Source organism: Streptococcus mitis, from assembly GCF_000722705.1.
Taxonomy (GTDB): domain Bacteria; phylum Bacillota; class Bacilli; order Lactobacillales; family Streptococcaceae; genus Streptococcus; species Streptococcus mitis_P.
The window spans coordinates 52,251-79,154 of the sequence record NZ_JPFW01000007.1 but is presented as its reverse complement, the minus strand read 5'-3'; the positions used below and the strand labels follow the sequence as shown (position 1 = coordinate 79,154).

General features: G+C 40.0%; 14 protein-coding genes, 1 tRNA gene and 1 pseudogene. 5 read left to right on the top strand and 11 right to left on the bottom strand.

The window, feature by feature from the left end; genetic code table 11:
* Window positions 1–90 precede the first annotated feature (90 nt).
* The 7 genes and pseudogenes from SK642_RS03110 to SK642_RS03080 form a co-directional block, all read right to left on the bottom strand.
* On the bottom strand, window positions 91–12,939 hold the full coding sequence (locus tag SK642_RS03110; RefSeq protein WP_033683331.1) for a YSIRK signal domain/LPXTG anchor domain surface protein: 12,849 nt from the start codon (window positions 12,937–12,939) through the stop codon (window positions 91–93).
* 427 nt (window positions 12,940–13,366) lie between these two features.
* Window positions 13,367–13,783 (bottom strand): annotated as a pseudogene (locus SK642_RS03105) (hypothetical protein); the annotation flags it as partial.
* A complete protein-coding gene (locus tag SK642_RS03100; RefSeq protein ID WP_033683329.1) occupies window positions 13,784–14,770 on the bottom strand; it encodes an Rpn family recombination-promoting nuclease/putative transposase in 987 nt (328 codons plus the stop codon).
* Between the two features lie 208 nt (window positions 14,771–14,978).
* Window positions 14,979–15,064 (bottom strand) — tRNA-Leu (locus tag SK642_RS03095).
* Window positions 15,065–15,145: 81 nt separating this feature from the next.
* Window positions 15,146–15,721: a cysteine hydrolase family protein gene (locus tag SK642_RS03090; protein ID WP_033683328.1), complete on the bottom strand. Its 576-nt coding sequence runs from the start codon at window positions 15,719–15,721 to the stop codon at window positions 15,146–15,148.
* Window positions 15,721–16,509 carry a GTP-sensing pleiotropic transcriptional regulator CodY gene (gene codY / locus SK642_RS03085; protein ID WP_033683327.1) on the bottom strand — a complete coding sequence of 263 codons (789 nt, stop codon included), beginning with the start codon at window positions 16,507–16,509 and terminating at the stop codon, window positions 15,721–15,723. The genes SK642_RS03090 and codY overlap by 1 nt, the downstream gene beginning before the upstream one ends.
* A gap of 256 nt (window positions 16,510–16,765) precedes the next feature.
* Window positions 16,766–18,340, bottom strand: coding sequence for a DEAD/DEAH box helicase (locus SK642_RS03080; protein ID WP_033683326.1), 1,575 nt, complete (start codon window positions 18,338–18,340; stop codon window positions 16,766–16,768).
* 328 nt (window positions 18,341–18,668) lie between these two features.
* Here SK642_RS03080 and SK642_RS03075 point away from each other — a divergent pair, with 328 nt between their 5' ends.
* From SK642_RS03075 to SK642_RS10890, 5 genes are all read left to right on the top strand, one after another.
* The gene (locus SK642_RS03075) at window positions 18,669–19,985 is read left to right on the top strand and encodes an FAD-containing oxidoreductase (RefSeq protein WP_033683325.1); all 1,317 of its coding nucleotides are present in this window, start codon (window positions 18,669–18,671) and stop codon (window positions 19,983–19,985) included.
* A gap of 98 nt (window positions 19,986–20,083) precedes the next feature.
* Window positions 20,084–21,427 (top strand): lipid II isoglutaminyl synthase subunit MurT, encoded by a 1,344-nt coding sequence (murT, locus tag SK642_RS03070; protein ID WP_033683324.1) that lies wholly within the window; start codon window positions 20,084–20,086, stop codon window positions 21,425–21,427.
* Window positions 21,427–22,209, top strand: coding sequence for a lipid II isoglutaminyl synthase subunit GatD (gatD, locus tag SK642_RS03065; RefSeq protein ID WP_033683323.1), 783 nt, complete (start codon window positions 21,427–21,429; stop codon window positions 22,207–22,209). Before murT ends, gatD begins: the two co-directional genes overlap by 1 nt.
* A gap of 126 nt (window positions 22,210–22,335) precedes the next feature.
* A complete protein-coding gene (locus SK642_RS03060; protein WP_033683322.1) occupies window positions 22,336–23,418 on the top strand; it encodes a M24 family metallopeptidase in 1,083 nt (360 codons plus the stop codon).
* 17 nt (window positions 23,419–23,435) lie between these two features.
* The gene (locus tag SK642_RS10890) at window positions 23,436–23,597 is read left to right on the top strand and encodes a hypothetical protein (protein WP_033683321.1); all 162 of its coding nucleotides are present in this window, start codon (window positions 23,436–23,438) and stop codon (window positions 23,595–23,597) included.
* Window positions 23,598–23,678: 81 nt separating this feature from the next.
* Here the strand turns inward: SK642_RS10890 and SK642_RS03050 are convergent, their stop codons facing one another.
* From SK642_RS03050 to SK642_RS03035, 4 genes are all read right to left on the bottom strand, one after another.
* Window positions 23,679–24,140 carry an ECF transporter S component gene (locus SK642_RS03050; protein WP_033683320.1) on the bottom strand — a complete coding sequence of 154 codons (462 nt, stop codon included), beginning with the start codon at window positions 24,138–24,140 and terminating at the stop codon, window positions 23,679–23,681.
* Window positions 24,118–24,891, bottom strand: coding sequence for a bifunctional hydroxymethylpyrimidine kinase/phosphomethylpyrimidine kinase (locus SK642_RS03045; protein WP_033683319.1), 774 nt, complete (start codon window positions 24,889–24,891; stop codon window positions 24,118–24,120). The genes SK642_RS03050 and SK642_RS03045 overlap by 23 nt, the downstream gene beginning before the upstream one ends.
* Window positions 24,881–25,630, bottom strand: coding sequence for a tRNA pseudouridine(38-40) synthase TruA (truA, locus tag SK642_RS03040; RefSeq protein ID WP_033683661.1), 750 nt, complete (start codon window positions 25,628–25,630; stop codon window positions 24,881–24,883). Before truA ends, SK642_RS03045 begins: the two co-directional genes overlap by 11 nt.
* Window positions 25,631–25,728: 98 nt before the next feature.
* The gene (locus tag SK642_RS03035) at window positions 25,729–26,880 is read right to left on the bottom strand and encodes an MFS transporter (protein ID WP_033683318.1); all 1,152 of its coding nucleotides are present in this window, start codon (window positions 26,878–26,880) and stop codon (window positions 25,729–25,731) included.
* Window positions 26,881–26,904: the final 24 nt, after the last annotated feature.

Below are 26,904 nucleotides of genomic sequence, written 5' to 3'. Positions count from 1 at the left end.
TTTCACAAATGAGTGATTTTTTCTAGTTCTTTTTGATTTACAAAGACTTTATGTAGGGAAAACTACTAAGGATCAGATGAGATCATCTATTTAAGCTTCCTCTTCATCGTCTTTTTTCTTTTTGGCAAATAGTAAGCCAAATGCTCCAAGAAGAGAGAGAGCTCCTAATGCACCTGTAACACGATTTGCTTTCGTACCAGTATTTGGCAATACTGCTTGCGGTTGAGAAACTGATGGATTCGTTTCTGACACTTCATTCGGCAATTGAGTAGGCACTTCAACTGTTTGACTTGGTTGTTCAGTAGGCTGAGTAGCTGGCACCTCAGCAGGGGTAGCAGTATCTGGTCTACGATTTGTATCATCAGATGGCGTAGCTGGTCTTTGTTGACCGTCACCTGTTGGTCTAGCTGGACTCACTTTTCTGAAGATATGAGTTACAACATCACCTTTAGTTTCTGTTCTTACAAATACATAACCTTCAATTTCACCATGTTCAAATGCTTCATTCGCTTCACCTGGTACTGATGGAGCTTTAGCATCGGGTTGCTTCAAGTCATTGCCATTTTCATCAGCCCATTTAGTGATGATAAGTGATGGAAGGTCTAGTTTTGTTGAATCTCCTTTTCCAGTAACCATGACCAAATCTTTATTTGGTATTTCATGAGAAATTTTCGTCCGTGGATCCTTAACGGTTGCATTCCCTTTAGAATCGACTGTTACATCTTTTCCTGGATTTGCTTTTTCTACCGTTTTCTTAACTTTATCTTGTTCTTCTTTTGTTAAGTTACTTGGATCTTTGACTGGGACCTTCTCGGTTGGTTTCACTGGGTCGAAGTCTTGGTTCACTAGGTCTGTTCCTGGAATGGTATGACTGATTCCTGTTGTCGGATCTGTCACTGTTGCTGTGCCGTCGTCTCCTACTGTTACGTCCTTACCTGGGTTTTTATCTTTGACTTTGTCTGCCACTTGTTTTTTCTCTTCTGGAGTTAAGTGGGCTTTGTCTTTGACTGGAACTTTTTCGGTTGGTTTCACTGGGTCGAAGTCTTGGTTCACTAAGTCTGTTGCCGGAATTGTATGACTGATGCCTGTTGTTGGGTCTGTCACTGTCGCTGTGCCATCGGCTCCTACTGTTACTTCCTTACCTGGGTTCTTAGCTTTGACTTTATCTGCCACTTGTTTTTTCTCTTCTGAAGTTAAGTGGGATTTGTCTTTGACTGGAACTTTTTCGTCTGGTTTCACTGGTTCGAAGTCTTGGTTCACTAAGTCTGTTCCTGGAATTGTATGACTAATTCCTGTTGTCAGATCTGTCACTGTTGCTGTGCCGTCGTCTCCTACTGTTACTTCCTTACCCGGGTTCTTATCTTTGACTTTATCTGCCACTTGTTTTTTCTCTTCTGGAGTTAAGTGGGCTTTGTCTTTGACTGGAACTTTTTCGTCTGGTTTCACTGGGTCGAAGTCTTTAACAGTTAAATCTTTTGCTGAGATTAGTACTGATTCACCAGTTGTCTTATCAGTTACAGTAACATTACCCTTATCATCCGCTGTAACAATCGTATTTGGATTAGATTCTTTGACTTTATTCACCAATTTTTCTATTTCTTGTGGTGTTAAATGTTCTGGATCTGGAACTACAATCGGTAGTGGAATTTCTACTTCGAACTCTCTTGCTGGTTCACCTTTCAAAATATAAACTTTCACTGGATCATTTGCTGTTCCTTCGTTACTTGCGTCACTGTTGCCTTTCGTTGCTACTGCTTTGACTGCTGTTCCATCTTTAGCTACTGTGTGGTCTAATGTCACTAATCCTGTTGTTGGATTTACTGTTACTCCTGGGGTATTTGATTTATCTTTCCATACTCCATCCTCTTTCGCAATTTCAATGGTTTTCTCAGTTGTTCCATCTGTTGGTGTGAACGTTACTTTGACTTTATCCACTTCTCCTGTCGGTGTTACACTTACGCTTGCGTTCGCTGGATCTGCTTCCACTACTGGTGCTTGTGGCGTTGCTGCTTTCGTTGGATCCGTTGCGCTTCCTTCTGCACTATAGTCACTATTGCCGTTCTTAACTTTCGCTTTTACTTCGCTTCCATCTTTCGCTACTGTATGGTCGAATGTTACTTCTCCATTCGCTCCTATAGTGATTCCATTTCCGCTTGGTCCGCTCCAGCCTGTTTCTGTTTTCTTAATGACTATTTCTTTTGATGTTTCACTTCCACTTGGAATGTACGTGATTCTCATCTCATCAACGCCTGTTGGTGGCGTTACTTTCAACGTTGCGTCTGTTTGATTTGCTGTTACCGTTGGTGCTTGTGGCGTTGCTGCTTTCGTTGGATCCGTTGCGCTTCCTTCTGCACTATAGTCACTATTGCCGTTCTTAACTTTCGCTTTTACTTCGCTTCCATCTTTCGCTACTGTATGGTCGAATGTTACTTCTCCATTCGCTCCTATAGTGATTCCATTTCCGCTTGGTCCGCTCCAGCCTGTTTCTGTTTTCTTAATGACTATTTCTTTTGATGTTTCACTTCCACTTGGAATGTACGTGATTCTCATCTCATCAACGCCTGTTGGTGGCGTTACTTTCAACGTTGCGTCTGTTTGATTTGCTGTTACCGTTGGTGCTTGTGGCGTTGCTGCTTTAACTCCCACATACACCGTCAACGTATTACTTTTTCTTCCTTGACTATCAGTAGCCTTTAGAGTAACTGTATAATTCCCCGGTGGTGTTGCTTGTCCTGGTGTTTCTGTTAAACCAGATACGATTTCAAGAGTTGTTGAGCCGTATGGTTTATTATTCGCATCTGCAGCATTATCTTCTGGATCTGTCACTGTTACTAACTCTGCTAGCATTTCTTTAGTGATGGTAGTTCCTGAGTCATAGACTTTACGATTTGTTTCGCTACTTGCATCTGTTCCTTTATGTGATAGAACAGGTGCCGTATTCGTCACACCAACTACTTTCCACTTACCTGTCGCACTTGGCTCTTGACCTGCTTCTGGTTGGTTATATACACGAAGTCCTAATCCACTACCATATGATTCAGTATTATCTCCGCTTGCATTTTCTTCTTTAATATGAAGTTTTGTCGTTCCGCTTTGTTCATTTAGAGCAATACGAATATTATTTTCTGCTGGATTAGTAGTACTTACAGTTGAATTAATTCTTCCAACGTACCCATTCGCATTAGTAACTGCTGTATTATCTGCTCTTGTTGCATCTGTATGCCATGTACCATCTGTCCCACGAACTAGAACAATACTATTCGTTTTATTTCCTGATTCTTCACTGTTGTGGAATCGTAATTCTAATCGTTTCGCATCATGTGGTACTGTAACATCAACATGTTTGCTACCCGCAATTGTTGTATTAACTGAGTAGTCTCCCATTTCAACTGCTTTATTATCACTTCTAGTTGAAACCGTTCCCTCTGTGACTGTATTCTCCACTGTAATCGCTGGTGGTGTTGTAGTTTCACCATTTTTAGCGACTGATTGACGAAGTTTTACAGTAGCAGGAAGCGTAGCTGTCCATATATTACCGTTGATAGTTACTCCGCCATTATTTTCACTAGATAGAGTGGTATTATTCTCATCATTCAAATGAACTTTGACCACTCTATTAGTTGCATCAAATCCGCCTAAAGTACCACTCAATGTACGGCTAGTTGAAGTCACTGTTGTTGTATCAAAGGTTGGTTTTTGAGGAGTAACTTGGATGCCATTACTATTTGCAGATGATAAGTTATAGGCTGTAGTTCCAGTACCACCGGCAACTCTAACCACCGCATGAACTTTTTCACTATAAGTTAGATTATTGCTATAATCATTATTATTAAATTCAACTGAACTTATTCCGCCGTTTACTGTCTTAGAAGCAACTTTCTTATTCCCTTGGAATAATTCAACCGTAACTGATGCTCCAGTTTCTAGTTGACTGTTCGTTGGAAGATTTCCTACCGTTACATTCGGTTTAGTCGCACCTTTACCATACAGGGCATCTTCAGCAATTATCGGCGCTTGTGGTTTGACTGTTAAATTCACAGTAATATTTTGATCATTGTAGTTAGCCGTACCATCTCCACGAGCATTTCGTACAGCTTCCCCAAAGTAAACATTGACGTTTTCATTACGTTTACCGATTTTATTTTCAGGAGTATAGTTTTGATTGTTTTTCCACCAACCAATGATTATTCTACCTGGATTTAGCAACTTCGGATCGCTTAACTTGATAGTTCCTGCTGCAGTAATCTTACTAAATTCTGTTCCAACTGTTGTTTCTATCGTATCCTTTCCAGTCTCATACTTCGCTTCATTTCCATAAGTCTTGAACGTTACATTTTTTTCAATTCTTCCTGCTCCATTCGGATAAGTTACAACTATCGTTTTAGTAGTTATACCTGCTGTTGTACTTGGACTAGCTGGATTTCCATCTTTAAATGTAATAGTTGTACCCTCTGGTTTATTTCCACCTTCAAATTCTACATAGAAATCAGCTGTAACAGTTCTCGTACGTCCACCTGTTCTCCATACACTTGATGTTAATGGTTGTCCAACAATCTCATGGTATTCTGTCACTTCATTGCCGCCTACCTTACGATAAGTTACTTTTGGATATATCGTTACTGGAATATCCACATTTATCGCTGCATAGCCGTTTGCACTGACCGTTACAGTTTTATTCGTATTCCCCACTTCAGTTGTTGTAGGTATAGAATTGTCTTTCCAAGAGGCGCTTAAACCAGCAGGCATTTCCACAAAGTTACTTGGAGTATCTACATTGTCGATTGTTTCATCTTTAATCGCATAAATCGGCTTAGCTTTCACAGCAGCTATAGAGATTATTTTCTTAGCTTTATTTCCATTTTTATCTAGGACTCTTACTGTAATGTCTTTTTTAGCAACTGTACTTATTGTTCCTTTGATTGATTTTGTTGTTGCATCGTAAGTTAGACCTGTTTCCCCATTTGGTAACGAAACTTTAATGTTTGTATCGTCTACACCTACTCCTGCTCCATCCGATAAACCAAGAGGAAGACTGAACTCTTTTCCAACTTCTACAAGCGTATTATTCAATCCAATTGTTGGAATTTCGCGATCACCATCTTTAGAATTATTACTGTCATTTTCATCACTTGAAACTTCTTGGGCAACTACTTTTGCTTGAATTTTTGTTTGATCTTTAACTACTTGATCTTTCAAAGTGATTTCACCAGTAGTTGAATTAACACTAATTCCTTCTTTCTCACCACTTGTAATACGCCATTGATTATCAGTTCCCTTAGTAGCGATAACCGTTGTTCTTTCTTGAGGAGTTTTCGTCACATTCCCATTATCTTCTAATCGATTAGTGTCCGTTGGAGTGTATGTCACTTCCACTTTATTGACATTTGTTTCATTTGTATTATAACCAATTCTTACATCACCGTTGTTGTCAGGAGTTACTGTTGGTTTTGTTGGTTTAATTTTCACTTTAACTTTTACAGTTTTAGTCTTTGTTTGTGTTGCAGCAAAAGGTCCGTTTGCTGGACCACTAGCCGGTAACGTCACTCTTACTTCACGATCGACTTCGTCTCCACCGCGTCCTGTTACAGTAAGCCCTGACACCCATGCATAAGTAGTTCCTTCTGGTAATTCTTTCGATCCATTAATTAGCATTACTGCTGCTCTTGCTTGGTCGCTTGTTAATGAATCCCCACTATTTACTGTAACTTTATTAGTATCATTAGCACCTACATCAAATACCGTATGAACAATTTCACCTTCACGTCTTAATTTCGATAATTCATCTGTAGCCCTTGCAACGTATCTACCTGTTGGATAAGTTGCTCCTAGAAGATATTTATACTCTCCAGCTCCTGCATCGATGGATTTATTAATTTCTCTAGGCATAACATGCTCTCCAGAATTAGCTTTCGGCGGTACATCTTTGAATACTTTTCGCCCATTCTCTTCTGTTTCTTTTTTTATAAACCAATTCATGCCTCCTGTTAATCCTTCGTTTTTATAATAATCAGGATCATAGAACCAGTTAGGTTTAAGAGGAACTTTTGCAAAATCATACAACTTATTAACAAGTGGGAATGATCGATACACTCTATACGGTATTTCTTTAGTCGTTGTAGCACCATTTGCAAATGTAATAGTCGCTGTAGCTCGTCTATCTTGGTAATCAAGATTTAAATTTTCTGTATCAAATGTAACATCAACTGTAGCACCGTTAGGTAACTCTTCTAATTGTCCACCTTCATTTACTCGTACTAATGTTCTCTTATCATCATCCGTTAATTTTTCATATTGGATAAAGTTAATTACTGGACGTACATTTAAGTTATACCCAACTTTGAAGAATCCTAGACTTTGTTTTTCAGTTTCATTTCCTGAAGTATCTGCTGTTTTAGCGATTAACTCATAAGATGCTGGATCAACAGTCTTAATAAGACTACCTAATACTGTTTCACCATTAGGATTAGTTAGCTCTTGACCATTTCTAACGACTTGAGTTTCAACACCATCTTTTTTCACCCAAACATTTAACTTATTACGAACACTATTAGTGTTTGAATCCGTTACATCATCTTTATCATAGTTATCTGTTACTTTTACAAGTGAAGATGCTGTGATAGAAGTATCTGTTAATCTTGGAGCATCATCTGCTGAAGTTCCCAAGTTGTTAGAGTCTGAACGTTCTACTACTGGTTTCGTTGAATCGATTGGTACGAAGTATAAGTTTACAACATTTGTTGTTGTGTTTTGGTTTTCATTATTACGTTCTGCTAATGATTGTCCATTCACGTATTTTGGACGTAAGTAAACTTGCGCTTTATGAATAGCTCGTTCACCATTCACAACATTATTTAATGTAAATCCTGGTAATCCATTTACTTCTCCAATTGTTACATTTTGAAGAGTTGTACCTGTTCCGTTAGCTTTACCATTCTCAACCAATTTATTCGCAGAGTTACTTACAGGTTGTCCTCCTCTTAATCTATCTTTGTCTACTAAGTCAAGAACATTGATATAGTCTCCATCTTTAAGGAAGGCTGTACCAGACATGCCGAAGCCATCTTCGCGTCTTTCAGCTTTACCTTTATTAACCCCTTGCGTTGCAACAAATGATGGATTTTCTGTATGGTTAACCGACCAACCTTCGCGAAGGTTTAACACTTTTAACACGTCATTAAAGTTAAACGACTGACCTTTCGTTGCATCATAGTAATAAATCAAACTACGGTTACTATTCACTCGATTATCAGATGGGTCATTTGACCATGCAAATCCTTTATCTGTATCACGCCCCGGAACTTTTAATCCTTCGATATTTTCGAATTTATAATCATTTCTGATATTTGCAAAACGAGTAACGAATCCTGCTCCGTTATCCTTATTCGGTGCTGTTTGAAGCCAAGCACGTTTTTTATCTTTGGTAATTACGATTTCTCCAGTATCAGAGATTTTAATATCATCATCACTTAGATTTAATCGAGGATTAGCATTTCGTAACGCAATACGAATACCTGTTTTTTCAGCATCATTTAACGTTTGATCATTAGCTTGAATAATACGGTTTGAAGAGTTTTCAGTGATTTCCAATCTTCCTGTAACAAGTTCTGAAGCGCTCGCACCTGAAAGTGTTGATATGCCATGTTTTACTCTCGTAACTGCATAAAGTTCTTCCCCTTCTTCTAAACCATTTGGACGTTTAGCTCCATAATCACTAGGTTCAAAAATCACGCTCGTACTATTACCAGCAACTTCTTTTTCTGCTAAGAATGTATTCGGATCTTTACTACTATATAATCTTACAAATCGAGTTGAATCTCTGTTAACATTTCCTGCTCCATCTCCTTTAGGAACAACATTAGAAACTTCGATTCTAGGTTTATTTCCTGCTTGACCATATAGAAGTTCTCCAGCAGTTGTTCTTTCTGCTGTACCATCTACAGCTTTTTTCAATGTAGGTGCGGATGGAGTGATAGCATAATAAACTGGCTTTTCAATAGTTGCAGGCGCAAATACCGTTCTAGTCTTACTATTATTATCGTTAATATCAGATGCTGTCGTAAAATTCACCTTAATCTTACCGGTATAATGCCCCATACGAACAGTGGCACCTTTTGATGCATCCGCGGGATTAGAAGATATCCCACGTGAACCTCCTGGTCTTTCCAATTCATAAGTTATTCCTTCTGGTAAGTAGGCTTTCCCTCTATCTTCTTTAGTTTCTGTGTCCACTACTTTCCAATAATCTACCGCAGAAATATTGTTTGTTCCACCTGTAACTTCAATCGATTGGTTATTGCTTAATCCAATAATTGGCTTATCAGCATCCTCGGTTCTATACGTATTTTTTAATTCTAAGTCGATGACACGATACTTGAACTTAAAGGTACTAACATCTGTCGAACCACTTCCTGTAACACGAATCGTTGCTTCGTGTTCTCCTAACGTTTGTGTATCCGATACTGTTCCACTTGCTAGGCGTTCGCTGTATGCATTTGCTTCACTATTTCTATTAGTTTGACGACCACCTGCATAGTTCGTTCCAGCCATTCCACGTGGTAAGTTTTGAATATTGATATCTTGGATAATTCCAGAATCATCCCATACTTTTAATTCTGGATTAAACGTTGCACCTCGTATAACCGTGAAAATAGGAGTTGTCGAAGTTGTTCCTAATGATATACCATTGATTGTTGCTTGTGGTTTCGCTGAGTCTTTGACGTTGAAGGTAACCGTTTTACGAATTTCTGCCGGTGCGTAGATAGTCATCCCATTAGCTGTCGTTGTCCCATTTTGTGCATTAGTTGGGAATAAAACTTTCGCTTCTTTTTGCACCGTTCCAACTGTCGTTAATGGAGTATTTTCACCCCCATTTACCCATTGGAATTGCATATGAGCCGGGAAGTATAAGTCGTTGTCCACAGTTGTTCCATTTACTGTGGTTGCTAAGAAATTGTGTGGGTCTCCTTGAGGTGTATTTGGTACAACTGTTTTTGGAGAATTTTTCAACACAACATCCGCAATAGTATATTGGAATTTATAGTTTTTCGTATTTCCATTCGCATCACTAACTGATACCGTTGCTTCTTGGATTCCTAAATTTGCGGTTGTTGCAACCACATTATCTTTAGTCAATTGATAAGTCGTTCCGCTCGGAAGATTCGTTTTGGCATTATCACGATTTCCTTCTTTATTGAACCAAACACCCTCTGGAACGCCAGATATCTTAAAGGTTGACACAGTACCTGAATTATCAGCTACTTTGAATGTAGGATTAAATGTAGCCCCACGGAAGATTACGAAACGATTATCACTAGCACGTTCCGTCAATGCTCTTCCATTCATCATAACAGTAGGTGCATCTCTATCAGGGTTTTTCGCTGTATCTTGATTAGTGTCACTTGTGTCACTGTTTAAGAATGTAGCTGTTGCTGTTACGTTTGATAGGTCTTTTACGGTTGGTTCTGTAATCGTAATTTTACCGGTACTACTGTCTACTGTAATTCCATTTGGACGTGTCCCTTGAATCCCCCATGAATTTCCATCTTTTTTAGCAATAATCGTTTTAGGATTAGTTTCATTTGTAGGAACGTATTGGAATGTTACTTTATCTGTATCTCCTTGTGGCGTAATGCTAACTGTACCATCTTGAGGTCCAACTACTAAAGGTTTTGTAGGTTTTGTCCCTTTCATTGGATCGATAGTCGTCATTTGTCCATCTGGATAAATAACTTTAATTTGGTTTGTACGACCTACAGTTGTGTCATATTCAAACTTCACACCATTATTTACTAAGTCTGGGTTTAGTTCTTTTACTTTTCTTAAGACTTCGTCTTTAACACTTTGCTTAACAGCACCATTTTGAACATCATTTCCTGTAAGCATACGAACAGGTGGTTCATTTGGCACTGCTGATAATACTTTAACTGTTAGTGTTTTAGATGGATTGGCAGTATTTGTCCAGTTACCAGCTTTATCTTTTGCATTTAGCGTAACAGTTAAACCACCAGTAGGAATTTTATATTTTCCACCATCTTGGTTTAATTGAATTTTCAAGTCACCTTTAATAGTGTCTCTTTTACCGTTAGCTCCTGTTACTCCACCGTCAGCTGTATAAGTTGTAGCTCTGGAGTTATAAGTTCCATTAATGGCATAGTTAGCATTTGTTCCTTTGGCGAATGCATCCATTCCATCCCCTAAGTTATCATCTTGCATTTGTACTTTTAATGAAACTTTACCATCTGTGCTTGGTGTTACGAATAATGTTACTTGGTTATTCGCTGGAGTTGTTGCCAATGTTTTTCCATTTTCACCTACTTGGATTGTAGGAGCCATACCGTCTCCAACTACTGTAGTACTAGCTGACATATCAGACCTTACATCTGTATGTTTTACATTTTTATAGTCTAAGTACGCTGAAGTTGGAATAATAGATTGGGCGTAGTATTTACCACTTTTAATTTGAACGCCATTAAAGACCGCATTCCCACTACTATTTGCGTTTACTGTAGCAACTTTTTCTGTCTTTTTAACTCCATTTTCTACATATTCACGGAATAATGTAATTGGATAACCATTCGTACCGTTTGATACCGTTAGGTTTTTCGTTTGACCACGAGAGTTTGTTAGATTTTCTGTGAATACCGGAGTTTTTGGTTTAATCGCAAACTTGATATTCAAGAAGTCCGCAGAGCCATCATTAAACTTACGTTTAACTTTATATTCTACTAAACCTGGCTTATCAGCACCGTGCATCCCGATTTGAGAAGCAGATAATTTATTCCCTTCTTTATCGTAGAATTCAAATGTTTGACCAGCCGCATTCGCTCTATAACTTGCTGAAGGTTGGTCACTTCCAGGTCTTGCAGTATATTGGTGCATGTCAAAGTTACTGTTATATCTACCTGAGTCATCAAATCCTAAGATACCATCAGCCTTAAAAGGTGCATAGTCAAAGTCATGTCCACCAAATCCATATGCTCCTTGAGGATATGCTGTATTATAATGTTTTCCTTGATTAATTAAGAATGTACCATTCCCAACTACGTGTAATGGATAGTTATCTGTATCAGATCTATCATATTTATGACGTCCGTGCCATTGTTGCGCTAAGATACGGCGACCCCATTGTTGAACACGATATCCAGCTGCATAGTACAGTTTATCCATTTGCGTATTGTTCGTGTTAGTTGTTTTAAACGAAATAGTATATTTATCACGTCCATGTAGTTGGAAACGATAAACAGCCGCTGTATTGTCAGCAATTTTTTCGAACATATCATCAGATTTTGCTGTTTCTCCAGCATCACCTTCTAAGCGACGGTTATAGTAACCGGGATTTCCATTTGTTCTTGCTAATCCTTCTAAACTATTTTCATTTGCGCCATCTCTTCTAATTCCAATTTGTGTACCATGGAATAAATTATTTCGAACTCTAGAGCCTAAATCTCCTGTACCTGCTACTTCTTCTGCAACTCCAACTTGAGGAGTTCTTTCAATCGTAATACTGCTATTGTCTACTACTTGTCCTTTTGGAATAGAGAAGAAGGCATACCCATCGTGTTGATCTTCGTGGGCAGCATTAAAGGTAATTGTCCATAAATATCCGCCCTTAACTTCGTTTACTTCTTCATATACTAAACGTTTAACATCTCTTACTGGAGAGTGAGTTCTGTTATTGGCTACTAAACTTTCTGTAAACGTGTGGAATAAATAAGTGTATTTATCATATGGAGATGAACCTTTTTGACCATCTTCATAGTAGAATTCTTTAGCAGTAGCGTAAGGCGTTGTATATGCATTAGGGAATCTAGAATCTCTAACACGATCATCTGCTGCACGTTCATGACGATTTGCAGGTAGTACTGCTTCAAGTTGAAGACTAGGTTGATTGTTAAGGAACCCTTCAGTAAAGTCACGAGCTTGTTTAAGATTAGCTAATGCTTTATTGAAATCTTCTTCAGACAACACTCCATTTTCATCAACAAGTCCAAGTTTTTCATTTAACTTATCGTAGTTACCTTTGATGGCAGCTACTTTAGCAGCGTCTGCTCCATTGTCTTGTAAGTACTTAACAATTTTACGCATTTCTTCTGCTAATGCATAATTGTCCGTACCGTTTGTGTAGGTTGGTAATTCTTTAGATTCAGTTACTTTATTAGAAGTCGCTGCTCCTACTGTTGGAGTTGCGTTTCCGCTATCTACTGGTTGAACTTCTGTAGTTCTTCCTTTTCTCCCACGAGCACTTCTAACAGGTATTGCTGTTTCACTATTCGAAGCATCTACCTCAGCACTACGATCTTTTTCTGATTTTTTAGTTTCTTCTTCAGAAACTTTACTTTCTTGTTTTTTTAATAACTCTTCTACAGAAGAAATGGTTCCCTTTACAAGTGTTAATTGTTGATTCACTTGTTCTTGCGTAGCTTCTTTATCTCCGAGCAGTTTTTTAGCTTCTACAACTACTGTATTAAACTTCCCTTTTTCTTCATCGTCTTTTACATTTGTTAATTTACTTTCTAACTCTGTTAAAGCTGTTTGTAAATCAGCGATGTTTACTGAAGAAGTATTGATGACTTTATTTACCAAAGTATCTTGAACTTTTACATCACTTAACGGAGTTGAGTTTCTAGTCTCTTTCTCAACTTGCCGATCAGAAATAACAGAAGCTTGCGTAGACACTTCAGCTGGCTTGTTTATTTCCTTAGTATTTTCTGGCCTTCCACTAGTTCCAGATGAATCCCCTCCACCATTCATTGTAGTTTCTAACTGATGAGCATTAGGATTAGCAGTTGCTGGAGTTACAACTTCTGCAGCAGCTACACCTCCTCCATTAGCAAAAAACATTAATGCTGCTACAGCAACACTTGCAGCACCAAAATGGTACTTACGAATAGAATAACGGTATAGTTTTTCACCATTATCATTAGACTTTTTACCAAACATAAAAATGTCCTTTCTATTGTTTCAGTAGAATAAGTTTAAAATCTTTGAAAGATAATATCCCAACAATATATTAATGCTTTTCAAATAAAAAATCAAGCATTTACATAAACATCATCTAAAAATGTAAGCGCTGTAACATTGATATTTAAAGGTATTCATGTTATATATATATATATATGCAAAACTTATTACACAGCTGTTTTCTGCTATATAGTATAAAAATTTAATATAAATAAAAAAACAGATCTTACCTTTTGCTTCGGAAAAATCTGTCATTATTTTATTTTAAATGGTAGACTGCCTATCCTTACATTTTATAGACAGCAGATTGATGAAAGCTTATTATTGGGTAAAGAGCTTATCCCGAAAAACTCCAACCATGGCTTACGAACCTCGTCTTTGCTGGTTTCTCTGTATTTTCTAGTTCTTATTTATGATGCTCTTTCAATAGTTCTTCAAACTCTGCGACAGTCATACCTAATTGATCACTTGCAAATTCGGAAGTTAAAACATGTTGGCGTACCATATCCAGAAATGCAAAAAGTTTCCCTTCTTCTCTTCCTTCAACTTTCCCACGCTCCAGTCCCTGTTCAATACCACGTTCTAATCCTCTTTCTTCAGCTTGTTCCAAGGCATAGTCCTGTGCTAACAAGGCTTGTTCTTCTCGCATACGTAGTTGACTAAACATTTTCCTGTCCTCCTCGGACCAGCTCTTGTAGTCTAGCAGTTGATCTGCCTGGCTGATGGCTCGCTCGGGTGCTTGGGTAAAGGGTTTATTCCCAAAAAACTCCAACAACGGCTTACGAACCTCGTCTTTGCTGGTTTCTCTGTATTTTTTAAGTTCCTATTTGTGATGTTCTTTCAATAGTTCTTCAAACTCAGAGACAGTCATACCCAACTGCTGACTGGCAACCTCAGAAGTCAGAAGACCTTGACGAACGAGATTTACTAGACCTACTTTTAATCCCTCTTCAATGCCTTCCGCTCGTCCTTGTTCAAGACCACGCTCTAAACCTTTTTCAAGACCTTTTTCAAGACCCTCTGCTCGCCCACGTTCAAGGCCTCGTTCTAATCCTCTTTCTTCAGCTTGTTCCAAGGCATAGTCCTGTGCTAACAAGGCTTGTTCTTCGCGCATACGTAGTTGACTAAACATCTTCCTGTCCTCCTCGGACCAGCTCTTATAGTCTAGCAGTTGGTCTGCCTGGCTAATGGCTCGCTCGGGTTCTTGAGTAAAGGGTTTGTTACCGAAAAACTCCAACCACGGTTTGCGAACCTCGTCTTTGCTGGTTTCTCTGTATTTTTTTAATTCCAAGAACGCCATCTTGACTAGATGGTTTTCTTGACCGTTATTTGTGATGGTTAAGACCTCACCTGTCGTGTCCTCTCGCATGCTAAAGCTATGAAAGGCCAAGTCATCTTGGAAGTAATTACTAGCCACAATTGCGATAGCGTAAACAGGTGCAATATGTTTGTAACTCTGATGAGTATTACCCTCTTGCTGGCGAATTTTCTCTAGGTTTTGATTGACCTGGCTACATAAGTAAGCCCACAAACGATTGATGAAAAAATTCTGATGATGAACTTGGATTTCGATAATAACCTGCGTGCCATTGTCCAACTCCGCCAAGACATCTATGCTAGTGTAGAAATCCTGCGCCGAGTACGGCATGGAAGGTAGTACATGAATATTGCTCCCCTCCAAAATGGTTACATTTTTTGCTGGTAAGTCCAACATATCGCGGATAAATTGACAAGTGATTTCTGGATTGCTAAAAATCTTCTTAGCAACCAAATCGTTGGTCGGGCTGATACCCGGATGTCTTAAAGTCATCCATTTCCTCCTCTTATTATACCACAGTTTTAAATCTAATTTTGCTAGATTCGATGGTTCTATCTATTTATTCGGAAAAAGTAGAAAGAGTAGAGAGAATTAGGAGAAATTTCAAACGATATTATTTATCTGAAAACGATGGACGTCCACCATAGATATTATAAACCTTATAAAACAAAAGAGCTAGCCTAAGCTAACTCTTACCCTATGCGGAGAGAGGGACTTGAACCCTCACGACCTAAAGCGGTCACAGGATCCTTAGTCCTGCGCGTCTGCCAATTCCGCCATCCCCGCGTCGATTACTTTACCAGTATATCAACTTTTGGGATACTTGTCAACACTTTTTTCAGATTTTTTTCATTTTTACTAAGCAAGTTAGTCTGAAAGTTCATTTAGATTTTCATCTACTAACTTAGCCCCAAGTGTATTTTTGAAATGACCTAGGGCAAATTGATGATTTTCAGGCCAGATGGAAGCAACGGCTGGTTTTACAATCTCGATATCATATCCTAGATTATAGGCATCTATAGCTGTATGTAGGACACAGATATCCGTCAAGACACCTGATAAAATAACTGTAGACACGCGACGCTCTCTCAAACGGATATCCAGGTCAGTCCCTGAAAAAGCTGAGTAATGGCGTTTATCCATCCAAAAGACACGACTGTTTGAACCATGCTCTTGATAAAAGGTACCCAAATCTCCGTATAAATTCCGTCCACTAGTGCCAATCAAATTATGAGGAGGAAATAGCTTGCTTTCTGGATGGAAACAATCGTTTTCCTCGTGAGCATCAATGGTAAAGAAGATATAATCTCCGCGTTCAAAAGCTAACCGAGTCACCTTGCTAATGGCTTCCGAAATTGCCTGAGCTGGGGCGCCTGCTGTCAACTTTCCACTATCAGCAACAAAATCTTCTGTATAGTCAATCGAAATCAAAGCCTTAGTCATTAGTAATCTCTTTTCTTCACTTCTTCAAAAATATCTGAAATCAAGACCTTAAGGTAGGTTCCCTTCATTCCAAGCGAGCGACTTTCAATAATCCCCGCAGACTCAAGTTTACGAAGGGCATTGACAATCACAGAGCGGGTAATTCCGATACGGTCTGCAATCACTGACGCAGTCAACTGACCTTCATTTCCGTTTAATTCCCCTAAAATAGCTGAAACAGCACGGAGTTCTGAGTAAGAGAGAGTATTGACTGCCATGGTGACAGCAGTACGGCGACGAATATTTTTCTCATCTTCTTCACGTTGGAAGTTGAGGAGCTGAATCCCAACAACGGTACTGGCAATCTCAACAAGAATCAAATCCTCATCTTCGAATTTCTTATCATTGCGCCAAATAATCAAAGAGCCCAAGCGAATTCCTGATACATGAATCGGTGCAATAGTCGTCAAACCATCTGGAAAATCAGAACGACTTTCCACAGGGAAAATACTCATATCATGCTCAACAGGCAAATTTGCTTCTGTTTCGTAAATCATATTAGCCCCTTGAACGTAGTCATCTGGGAAAATCTTAGTTTGGAAAAATTGCTCTACGCGATCTGTATTGGTTTTATAGCGCATAAAATAACCAAGGAGACGTCCCTTACTATTGATAATACAGGCATTGCAATGAATAATATCCGCCAATTGACGCGTAATAGCGTTGTAGGGAAGTTCGTCCTGCAACTGCTCCTCTGAGCGCTTCAGGATAGAAGTAATTTTTCTAGTTTTTTCTAATAAATGTGCCATTTTTCACCTCGAATTTAATCGCTATCATTATAACATAAACAGCTTGAATTTTCAATTATTATCTGAAAATTGCTTATTTAATTGCAATTTGAAAAAACAAGAATATTTTTAATTAAATTGCTTCTTTTCTATTGACAATCCTCCTATTTTTGTGTATTATAATATCACAAGAAGATAATATAGCTATTTTATCTATCTTTCTTTTTCCATTCGGTCTCCTTATATAAAAAAGCGATTCATTTTGAACCGCTTTTTCTTATTTATCGCCCTTGTTACGAATAACAAAGCCTGTTTTCTTTTCGCTTGAAGTAGTGCGTGGTTTTTTATTATCCTTACGGTAACGTTTTTCCTTATCAAAACGATTATCTCCACGACTGCCTCTCTTGAAATCATCACGGCGACCACCACGACGGTTGTCTCCTCGGCGATTATCACGACGGTCATCTCCACGACGACCTCCCTTAGCTTTACCACCGAAGCCATTAGCTGATGGTTTGAAAGGTAGTGGTTTTTCACGTGCGATTTCCACTTCTGGAAGGCTATCCGGATCTTGAACAGTCAGGCTCAAGATATACATGGCCAATTCTTCTGGAGTAAATTCGGCAGCTAGTTTACGAGCATCCTTGCCAAATTTTTCAAAATTGCCACGGATTGTCTCATCTGCAAAATCACGTTCGATTTTCTTGAGAGCTACTTGTTTTTTAGCTTGGAAGGCTTCTTCAGCACTTGCAGGTTTAAGACCTTTCATGCGTTTCTTGGTCAAGTTTTCAATAATTTGAAGGTAGCCCATTTCGTTTGGAGCAACAAAGGTAATCGATTGACCTGACTTACCAGCACGACCTGTACGACCGATACGGTGAACATAACTTTCAGGATCTTGTGGAATATCGTAGTTGTAGACATGAGTCACACCTGAAATATCCAAACCACGTGCTGCCACGTCTGTTGCAACCAAAACATCAAGGTTACCGTTTTTGAAGTCACGAAGGACACGAAGACGTTTGTTTTGGTCTAGGTCGCCATGAATTCCTTCTGCACGGAAGCCACGGATTTTAAGTCCACGAGTCAATTCATCTACACGGCGTTTTGTACGACCAAATACGATAGCAAGTTCTGGTTGCTCCACATCCATGAGACGGGTCATGGTATCAAATTTTTCTTGTTCTTTAACACGGATATAGTACTGGTCAACTAATTCTGTTGTCAATTCCTTGGCAGCAATCTTGACATGCTCAGGCTCTTTCATAAACTGAACACCGATACGTTTGATAGCATCTGGCATAGTTGCTGAGAAGAGCAAGGTTTGTCGATTTTCAGGGACACGCGAGATAATGGCTTCGATGTCTTCAAGGAAGCCCATATTGAGCATTTCATCCGCTTCGTCAAGGATAAGCGTTTCAATATCTTGTAATTTCAAGGCCTTGCGTTTAATCAAGTCCAAGAGGCGACCAGGTGTTCCCACCACGATATGGGCACCAGATTTAAGAGCTTTGATTTGTTTTTCAATGCTGGAACCACCGTAAACTGAGCGAACTTTGACTCCCTTGCTACGGCCAAAGCGGAAGAGTTCCTCTTGACTTTGGACAGCGAGTTCACGAGTTGGAGCGATAACCAAGGCTTGGATGGTCGCTTCTTCTGTACGGATTTTTTCAAGGGTTGGCAAGCCAAAGGCTGCAGTTTTTCCTGTACCAGTCTGAGCTTGACCGATAACGTCTTTTCCTTCGAGGGCCAAGGGAATGGTTTGTTCTTGGATGGGACTGGCTTCTACAAAACCAGCTTTTTCAATCTCTGCTAGCAAATCAGCAGACAAGTTTAATTCATTAAATTTCACGTTATTCTTCTTTCTAAAGGTGGTGCGAAGCCACCCTATAGGGCTTAGTTTATACTTTTCTTTTTATGACGTATTTTCATATACTGGATACAAAATCGTGTTGCTTCTTTTCCACAAAAGAAAAGTACTGTTTTCTTTGCAACCTATCTAGTATAACACAAGACCAGAGCAAAAGATAGTTAAATCCGTCGATAAAATCATGTAAACGATTTTTCTAAGAAAACAAGGGCAAAATTTCCACTTTTTCATAAACTTTTTTAAAGCGTAGCAGAATTGTGCAAAAGTTTTTTTCTTGTGCTAGAATGAAAATCGAATAGGAGGAAGATAAATGTTAACTTATGATTTAATCGTTATCGGATTTGGTAAAGCTGGTAAAACACTAGCTGGTAAATTGGCTTCAGCAGGCAAAAAAGTTGCCCTCGTTGAACGTAGTAAAGCTATGTACGGTGGAACTTGTATCAACATTGGTTGTATCCCAACTAAAACTTTGCTAGTTGCTGCTGAGAAAGACTTGTCTTTTGAAGAAGTCATTGCTACTAAAAACACGATCACTAGTCGCCTCAACGGTAAAAACTATGCTACTGTTGCTGGTACAGGCGTGGATATCTTTGATGCGGAAGCTCACTTCCTTTCAAACAAAGTCATCGAAATCCAAGCTGGTGATGAAAAGAAAGAACTGACTGCTGAAACAATCGTCATCAACACTGGTGCTGTTTCAAACGTCTTGCCTATCCCTGGACTTGCTACAAGCAAAAATGTCTTTGATTCAACAGGTATCCAAAACTTGGACAAATTGCCTGAAAAACTTGGAGTCCTTGGTGGCGGAAATATCGGTCTTGAATTTGCTGGCCTTTACAATAAACTAGGAAGCAAGGTTACAGTCCTAGATGCCTTGGATACTTTCCTACCTCGTGCAGAACCTTCCATTGCAGCACTTGCTAAACAATACATGGAAGAAGACGGCATTGAATTGCTTCAAAACATCCGTACTACTGAAATCAAAAATGACGGTGACCAAGTCCTTGTCGTAACTGAAAACGAAACTTACCGTTTCGATGCCCTTCTCTACGCAACTGGACGTAAACCAAACGTAGAACCACTTCAACTGGAAAATACTGATATTGAACTTACTGAACGTGGTGCTATTAAAGTAGACAAACATTGTCAAACAAACGTTCCTGGTGTCTTTGCAGTTGGGGATGTCAACGGTGGACTTCAATTTACTTACATTTCACTTGATGACTTCCGTGTTGTTTACAGCTACCTTGCTGGAGATGGCAGCTACACACTTGAAGACCGTCTCAATGTACCAAACACTATGTTCATCACACCTGCCCTTTCACAAGTTGGTTTGACTGAAAGCCAAGCGGCTGATTTGAAACTTCCATACGCAGTGAAAGAAATCCCTGTTGCAGCAATGCCTCGTGGTCACGTAAATGGAGATCTTCGCGGAGCCTTCAAAGCTGTTGTCAATACTGAAACAAAAGAAATTCTTGGAGCAAGCATCTTCTCAGAAGGTTCTCAAGAAATCATCAACATCATCACTGTTGCTATGGACAACAAGATTCCTTACACTTACTTCACAAAACAAATCTTCACTCACCCAACCTTGGCTGAGAACTTGAATGACTTGTTTGCGATTTAAGTTGAGATTTCATCTTATCTAACAGCCCTATTTGGGCTGTTTTTATTTCTGCGAAATCTCAAATCTGTCTTTTCCCTCTTTTGTGATATAATAGAAACATGAAATTAAAAACTACTTTGGGCCTTCTTGCTGGGCGTTCTTCCCACTTCGTTTTAAGCCGTCTTGGCCGCGGAAGTACGCTCCCAGGAAAACTTGCCCTTCAATTTGATAAAGATATTTTACAAAACCTTGCTAAGAACTACGAGATTGTCGTGGTCACTGGAACCAATGGAAAAACCTTGACAACTGCCCTGACTGTCGGTATTTTAAAAGAGGTCTATGGTCAAGTTCTGACCAATCCAAGCGGTGCCAACATGATTACAGGGATTGCAACAACCTTCCTAACAGCCAAATCTTCTAAAACTGGGAAAAATATTGCCGTCCTCGAAATCGACGAAGCCAGTCTTTCTCGTATCTGTGACTATATCCAACCAAGCTTATTTGTTATCACCAATATCTTCCGTGACCAGATGGACCGCTATGGTGAGATTTACACAACTTATAAGATGATTTTGGATGCTATTCGTAAGGTACCTACGGCTACTGTTCTCCTCAATGGTGACAGTCCGCTTTTCTACAAGCCAGCTATTCCAAATCCTGTAGAGTATTTTGGTTTTGACTTGGAGAAAGGTCCAGCCCAGTTGGCTCACTATAATACCGAAGGAATCCTCTGCCCTGACTGTCAAAGCATCCTCAAATATGAGCATAATACCTATGCAAACTTGGGTGCCTATATCTGTGAAGGTTGCGAATGTAAACGTCCTGAATTAGACTATCGCTTGACAGAATTGGTTGAGTTGACCAACAATCGTTCTCGCTTTGTCATCGACGGCCAAGAATACGGTATCCAAATCGGTGGTCTCTATAATATCTACAACGCCCTAGCTGCTGTTGCTATTGCTCGTTTCCTCGGTGCAGATTCACAACTCATCAAGCAAGGATTTGACAAGAGCCGTGCTGTCTTTGGACGTCAGGAAACCTTCCATATCGGTGATAAAGAATGTACCCTTGTCTTGATTAAAAATCCAGTCGGTGCTACCCAAGCTATCGAGATGATTAAACTAGCACCTTACCCATTTAGCCTATCTGTTCTCCTTAATGCCAACTATGCAGACGGTATCGATACCAGCTGGATCTGGGATGCGGACTTTGAACAAATCACTGACATGGACATTCCTGAAATCAACGCTGGCGGTGTTCGCCATTCTGAAATCGCACGCCGCCTTCGAGTAACAGGATATCCAGCTGAAAAAATCACTGAAACAAGTAATCTGGAACAAGTTCTCAAAATCATTGAGAAGCAAGACTGCAAGCATGCCTACATCTTGGCTACCTATACTGCTATGCTTGAATTCCGCGAACTGCTGGCTAGTCGTCAGATTGTTAGAAAGGAGATGAACTAATGGTTTATACTTCACTTTCCTCAAAAGCTGGCAATTACCCCTATCAGCTCAACATTGCCCACCTCTACGGAAATCTTATGAATACCTACGGGGACAATGGAAACATCCTCATGCTCAAGTATGTGGCTGAAAAACTGGGAGCCCATGTGACGGTTGACATCGTTTCACTGCATGATGACTTTGATGAAAACCACTATGATATCGCCTTTTTCGGTGGCGGTCAAGACTTTGAACAAAGTATTATTGCAGACGACCTACCTGCTAAAAAAGAGAGCATTGACAACTACATCCAAAATGACGGTGTAGTTCTAGCCATCTGTGGTGGTTTCCAACTATTGGGCCAATATTATGTTGAAGCTTCAGGTAAACGTATCGAAGGGCTAGGGGTCATGGGCCACTACACCCTCAACCAAACCAATAATCGTTTTATCGGGGACATCAAGATTCACAATGAAGATTTCAATGAAACCTACTATGGTTTTGAAAATCATCAAGGCCGTACCTTCCTTTCTGATGACCAAAAACCACTGGGACAGGTAGTTTATGGAAATGGAAACAACGAAGAAAAGGTCGGCGAAGGGGTTCATTACAAAAATGTCTTTGGTTCCTACTTCCACGGACCTATCCTCTCTCGTAATGCCAATCTGGCCTATCGCCTAGTCACTACTGCTCTCAAGAAGAAATATGGTCAGGACATCCAACTCCCTGCCTATGAGGACATTCTCAGTCAAGAAATCGCTGAAGAATACAGCGACGTGAAAAGCAAGGCTGACTTTTCTTAAACCAAGTAAAACTCTATCAAAAAACTCCGCTATCTTGTCGGAGTTTTTTTGTCTTTTCTTTTACCCTTCTCCCTTGCATTTTCTCTCTTTTTTTGCCAAAATAGAGGGGTAGAAAGAAGGTAGCATATGTCTAAATTACAACAAATCGTAACATATCTTGAATCAGAAAAACTAGACGTCGCTGTCGTATCTGACCCCGTCACAATCAATTACCTCACTGGCTTTTACAGTGACCCCCATGAACGCCAAATGTTCCTTTTTGTCCTAACGGATCAGGAACCCCTCCTCTTTGTCCCAGCCCTTGAAGTAGAACGTGCAAGCAGCACTGTCTCTTTCCAAGTTGTAGGCTATGTGGATTCTGAAAATCCATGGCAAAAAATGAAACATGCTCTTCCACAGCTTGACTTCAAACGCGTTGCTGTTGAGTTTGACAATCTCATCTTGACCAAATACCATGGCTTGAAAACTGTCTTTGAAACTGCTGAGTTTGAAAACCTCACTCCTCGTATCCAACGTATGCGCCTCATCAAATCAGCTGATGAAGTGCAAAAAATGATGGTTGCAGGTCTCTATGCGGACAAGGCTGTCAATGTTGGTTTTGACAATATTTCTCTTGATAAGACAGAGACAGATATCATCGCCCAAATCGACTTTGCTATGAAACGTGAAGGCTATGAAATGAGCTTTGATACCATGGTCTTGACTGGCGATAATGCTGCAAATCCACACGGCATTCCAGCAGCGAATAAGGTTGAAAATGATGCTCTTCTCCTCTTTGACCTTGGTGTTCTAGTCAACGGTTATGCATCAGACATGACTCGTACAGTCGCTGTCGGCAAACCTGACCAATTCAAGAAAGACATTTACAACTTGACTCTTGAAGCCCAACAAGCTGCTCTTGACTTTATCAAGCCAGGTGTGACTGCCCATGAAGTGGACCGCGCTGCCCGTGAAGTCATCGAAAAAGCTGGTTACGGCGAATACTTCAACCACCGTCTCGGTCATGGTATCGGTATGGATGTCCACGAATTCCCATCTATCATGGAAGGAAACGACTTGGTCATCGAAGAAGGCATGTGCTTCTCTGTTGAACCAGGTATCTATATCCCTGGTAAAGTCGGTGTCCGTATCGAAGACTGCGGTGTTGTTACCAAGAATAGCTTTGACCTCTTTACAAGCACCAGCAAAGACTTGCTTTATTTTGATTAATATTCATCTAATACTCAATGAAAATCAAAGAGCAAACTAGGAAACTAGCTGCAGGTTGCTCAAAACACTGTTTTGAGATTGTAGATAAGACTGATGAAATCAGTAACCATATCTACAGCAAGGCGACGTTGACGCGGTTTGAAGAGATTTTCGAAGAGTATAAAATCTTCCCACAATAAAACGCATAATATCAAGGGTTTTATATCAACACCTGATACTATGCGTTTTTTCTGATTTTTAAGACTTTTGACTCAGCATCTTTACTTAATCTTTTTAATACTTTGACTAAGAATAAATCCTACAATCATCCCTACAATATTTTGCATAAAATTTGGTAGGATTTCTGGTAGAGCTGCTGCCCAGCCATTCATCAAAGTAGAACCCAAGGCATAGCCCCCTACCATGGCAATAGTTGCCAAAATAAGGCCTAACCACTGAGTTTTTCCTTTAAATCCTGCAAAAAATCCCTGCAAGCCATGGTTGACCAAGCTAAAGAACATCCATTGAGGGTAGCCTGATAAGAGGTCAATCAAGAAACCTGCTAGTCCTCCGACTACAGCCCCTTCACGACTACCAAAGTAGAAGGCCGCAAAGAAGACACCAGCATCTAAAAGAGTTAAAATGCCTGTTGGTGTTGGAATTTTTAGGAAATAACCTAGAACCACAGAAAGGGCGGTTAAGAAGGATACAAGGGCGATTTTAGTTGTTTTGGTTTGCTTCATATTGTCTTACTCCATACTGATCTGCTTGTGCAATGGCACGGTAAACGAAAGCCTTAGAGCTTTCTACTGCTGGTAAAAGTTCATCACCTTTAACCAAGTGACTGGCAATGCTAGAGGCAAAGGTACAACCTGCACCAGCATTTTGGCCTTGGATAACGGGATTTTCTAGGACTGTAACGGTTTGTCCGTCATAAAAGACATCTACAGCCTTGTCCTGACTAAGGCGATTGCCTCCCTTGATAATGACTGCTGGCGCGCCTAAGTCATGCAATTTCTGCGCTGCAGTTTTCATGTCTTCCAAGGTTTTGATCTCTTGACCAGCCAATAATTCTGCTTCTGGGAGATTAGGCGTAATCACACTGACATGAGGGAAAAAGCGAATCAACTCTTGGCAGAGTTCACTGACAGCCACGTCGTGCGTTTCCTTGCAGACCAAGACAGGATCCAGAACCACAGGCACTCCTGGGCGTTGCTTAATAAAATCCAATGCCTTCTCAGCCACACTAACAGTAGGAAGAAGACCAATCTTAATCCCTGCAAATTTCACATCACGCAAGCTATCTAATTCATGTTGAAAAATGGCATCGTCAGTTGGAAAGACTTCAAAGCCCTTCTCTGTCAAGGCTGTCAAACAAGTCACTGCTACAAAGCCATGCAAGCCGTTCAAAGTATAAGTGGCTAAATCAGCCGATAATCCACCGCCACTAAAAATATCATTTCCAGAAAGTGCTAAAATACGATTATTCTTCATAACGAATCTCCTTTAAATACAAGCCATTAGGTGCTGCTGTTGGACCCGCTAGTTGCCTGTCCTTCTTCTCCAAAATCAAGTCAATCTGCCCTACTGGCATACGATTATTTCCGATTTTGAGCAGCGTCCCCACCATATTGCGGATCTGTTTATACAAGAAACCATTTCCTGAAAAGGTGAAGGTCAAAAATTGTCCTGTCTCATCAACCCTGAGACTAGCTTCTGTAATGGTACGAACCTTATCCTCCACACTGGTTCCAGAGGCTGTAAAACCTGTAAAATCATGGGTTCCCTCAAGCTTTTTGATTGCCATCTGCATCCGTTCCACGTCAAGCGAATAAGGAAAGTGAGTAGCATAGTGACGGCGCATCGGATTTTTAGGACGGCCTCTATCCACGATAAACTCATAGGTCTTGCTGTGCTTGGCATAACGACAATGAAAATCATCCGCCACAAGCTCAATTGAAATCACATCAATATCTTCAGGAGACTGGGTATCCAGAGCAAAGCGAAGTTTTTCCTCATCCATTTGATAGGGGAGGTCAAAATGAATCACCTGTCCCAAAGCATGAACCCCACTATCAGTCCTACCAGCACCGTGAACAGTGATTGCTTGGCCCTTATTCAATCTAGTCAAGGTTTTTTCAATTTCTTCCTGAACGCTGCGCGCATGAGGCTGGCGCTGAAAACCAGCAAAGGCATAACCATCATAGGAAATAGTTGCTTTATATCTTGTCATAATTTCTATTTTACCAAGAAAATAATCCAGTAACAAGCTATAAAACCCAAAACTGTCCGGGTACAATGTTTCCAAAAAGAAAAACTTAGGAATCAATCCTAAGCTCTCCTTTGAAGTAGGTACATGACAAAGATAGAGGTTACAATCAACCATGATCCTAAAATGGTGAAGACCAACATTCCATTGTGAGTTAGTAACCCAATCGTAGCTAGAACGAATGGAGTCGTAAAGGCTCCGAAACTACAGCCTAAAACTGCAAATGAAGTTGCTTGATTGAGGAGTTTAGCTGGAATTCTTTCAGAGACAAGTTGAAAGACCGTCGTCAAGGCTACACTGTAGGCAAAGCCAGCCAGAACGATTCCTGCCACCACCACCCACAAGGACGGAGACAGGGCAATCACAATTTGACCTAAGCCAAAGGTAATACCCGACCAGAGGAGCAATTTTTCCTTAAAAATCGAAATCAAGAAAGAAAAACTCACACCAGCCACAATCCCGATCAACTGCATAACACTAAGGACAAAACTAGATAACTGGGCATCCCCAAGCCCTCTTTCCACCATCAAACTTGGAATACGAATAGTAATAGCCGTATTGGTACAAACTACAACTGCCGCTTCAATAGCTAGGGTAAAAATCAAGCCTTTCATTTCTCGACTTAAACGACTTGCATCCTTCGCTTTTTTCTTGACTTCTTTCTTTGATTTTCCATAAGGGACAAAGAGTAGATAAAGAGTCAGCACCAAAAATCCAGCACTATAGGCTAAGAAAGTAGCTGTCCAACCAAAGGCCAACAACTGACCGACGGCCAAGGTAATGAGAGAAGCTCCAACGACCTCTGCAGAGCCACGTAGCCCTAACATCTGAATTCGCGTTTTCCCTTGATAACGTTCACTGATAATGGAAATGGCCTTGGCATTGATCATCCCAACACCCAAACCAAAGAGAATCCGTGTTCCAAATACAAAAGGATAGGCTTGATACCAGAAGGGAGCCGTCCCGCTCAGGGATAAAATCAACAAGCCCAAACTAATCTGTAAGCGCTCAGGAAATATTTTTTCTAAGAAACCATTTAGTAATAACATAATCATGATTCCAAAGGATGGCAAGCTCGCCAAAAGTTCAATTTGTTCCTTAGGATAGCCTTGATAATAGTCAAACATGGCTGGTAGGGCACTCGAGATGGAAAAGGAGGTAATCAAAACGAGGGAGAGAGCCAAAATACTGGCCCGTTCTAAAAATTGTTTCATGAAATCTCTTTCTATATTTCTCTT

What these genes read in the sequence shown, in the direction of transcription:
- SK642_RS03110 (WP_033683331.1), bottom strand. Translation starts at nt 12,939, where the DNA reads ATGTTTGGTAAAAAGTCTAATGATAATGGTGAAAAACTATACCGTTAT.
- SK642_RS03100 (WP_033683329.1), bottom strand. Translation starts at nt 14,770, where the DNA reads ATGACTTTAAGACATCCGGGTATCAGCCCGACCAACGATTTGGTTGCT.
- SK642_RS03090 (WP_033683328.1), bottom strand. Translation starts at nt 15,721, where the DNA reads ATGACTAAGGCTTTGATTTCGATTGACTATACAGAAGATTTTGTTGCT.
- codY (WP_033683327.1), bottom strand. Translation starts at nt 16,509, where the DNA reads ATGGCACATTTATTAGAAAAAACTAGAAAAATTACTTCTATCCTGAAG.
- SK642_RS03075 (WP_033683325.1), top strand. Translation starts at nt 18,669, where the DNA reads ATGTTAACTTATGATTTAATCGTTATCGGATTTGGTAAAGCTGGTAAA.
- murT (WP_033683324.1), top strand. Translation starts at nt 20,084, where the DNA reads ATGAAATTAAAAACTACTTTGGGCCTTCTTGCTGGGCGTTCTTCCCAC.
- gatD (WP_033683323.1), top strand. Translation starts at nt 21,427, where the DNA reads ATGGTTTATACTTCACTTTCCTCAAAAGCTGGCAATTACCCCTATCAG.
- SK642_RS03060 (WP_033683322.1), top strand. Translation starts at nt 22,336, where the DNA reads ATGTCTAAATTACAACAAATCGTAACATATCTTGAATCAGAAAAACTA.
- SK642_RS10890 (WP_033683321.1), top strand. Translation starts at nt 23,436, where the DNA reads ATGAAAATCAAAGAGCAAACTAGGAAACTAGCTGCAGGTTGCTCAAAA.
- SK642_RS03050 (WP_033683320.1), bottom strand. Translation starts at nt 24,140, where the DNA reads ATGAAGCAAACCAAAACAACTAAAATCGCCCTTGTATCCTTCTTAACC.
- SK642_RS03045 (WP_033683319.1), bottom strand. Translation starts at nt 24,891, where the DNA reads ATGAAGAATAATCGTATTTTAGCACTTTCTGGAAATGATATTTTTAGT.
- truA (WP_033683661.1), bottom strand. Translation starts at nt 25,630, where the DNA reads ATGACAAGATATAAAGCAACTATTTCCTATGATGGTTATGCCTTTGCT.
- SK642_RS03035 (WP_033683318.1), bottom strand. Translation starts at nt 26,880, where the DNA reads ATGAAACAATTTTTAGAACGGGCCAGTATTTTGGCTCTCTCCCTCGTT.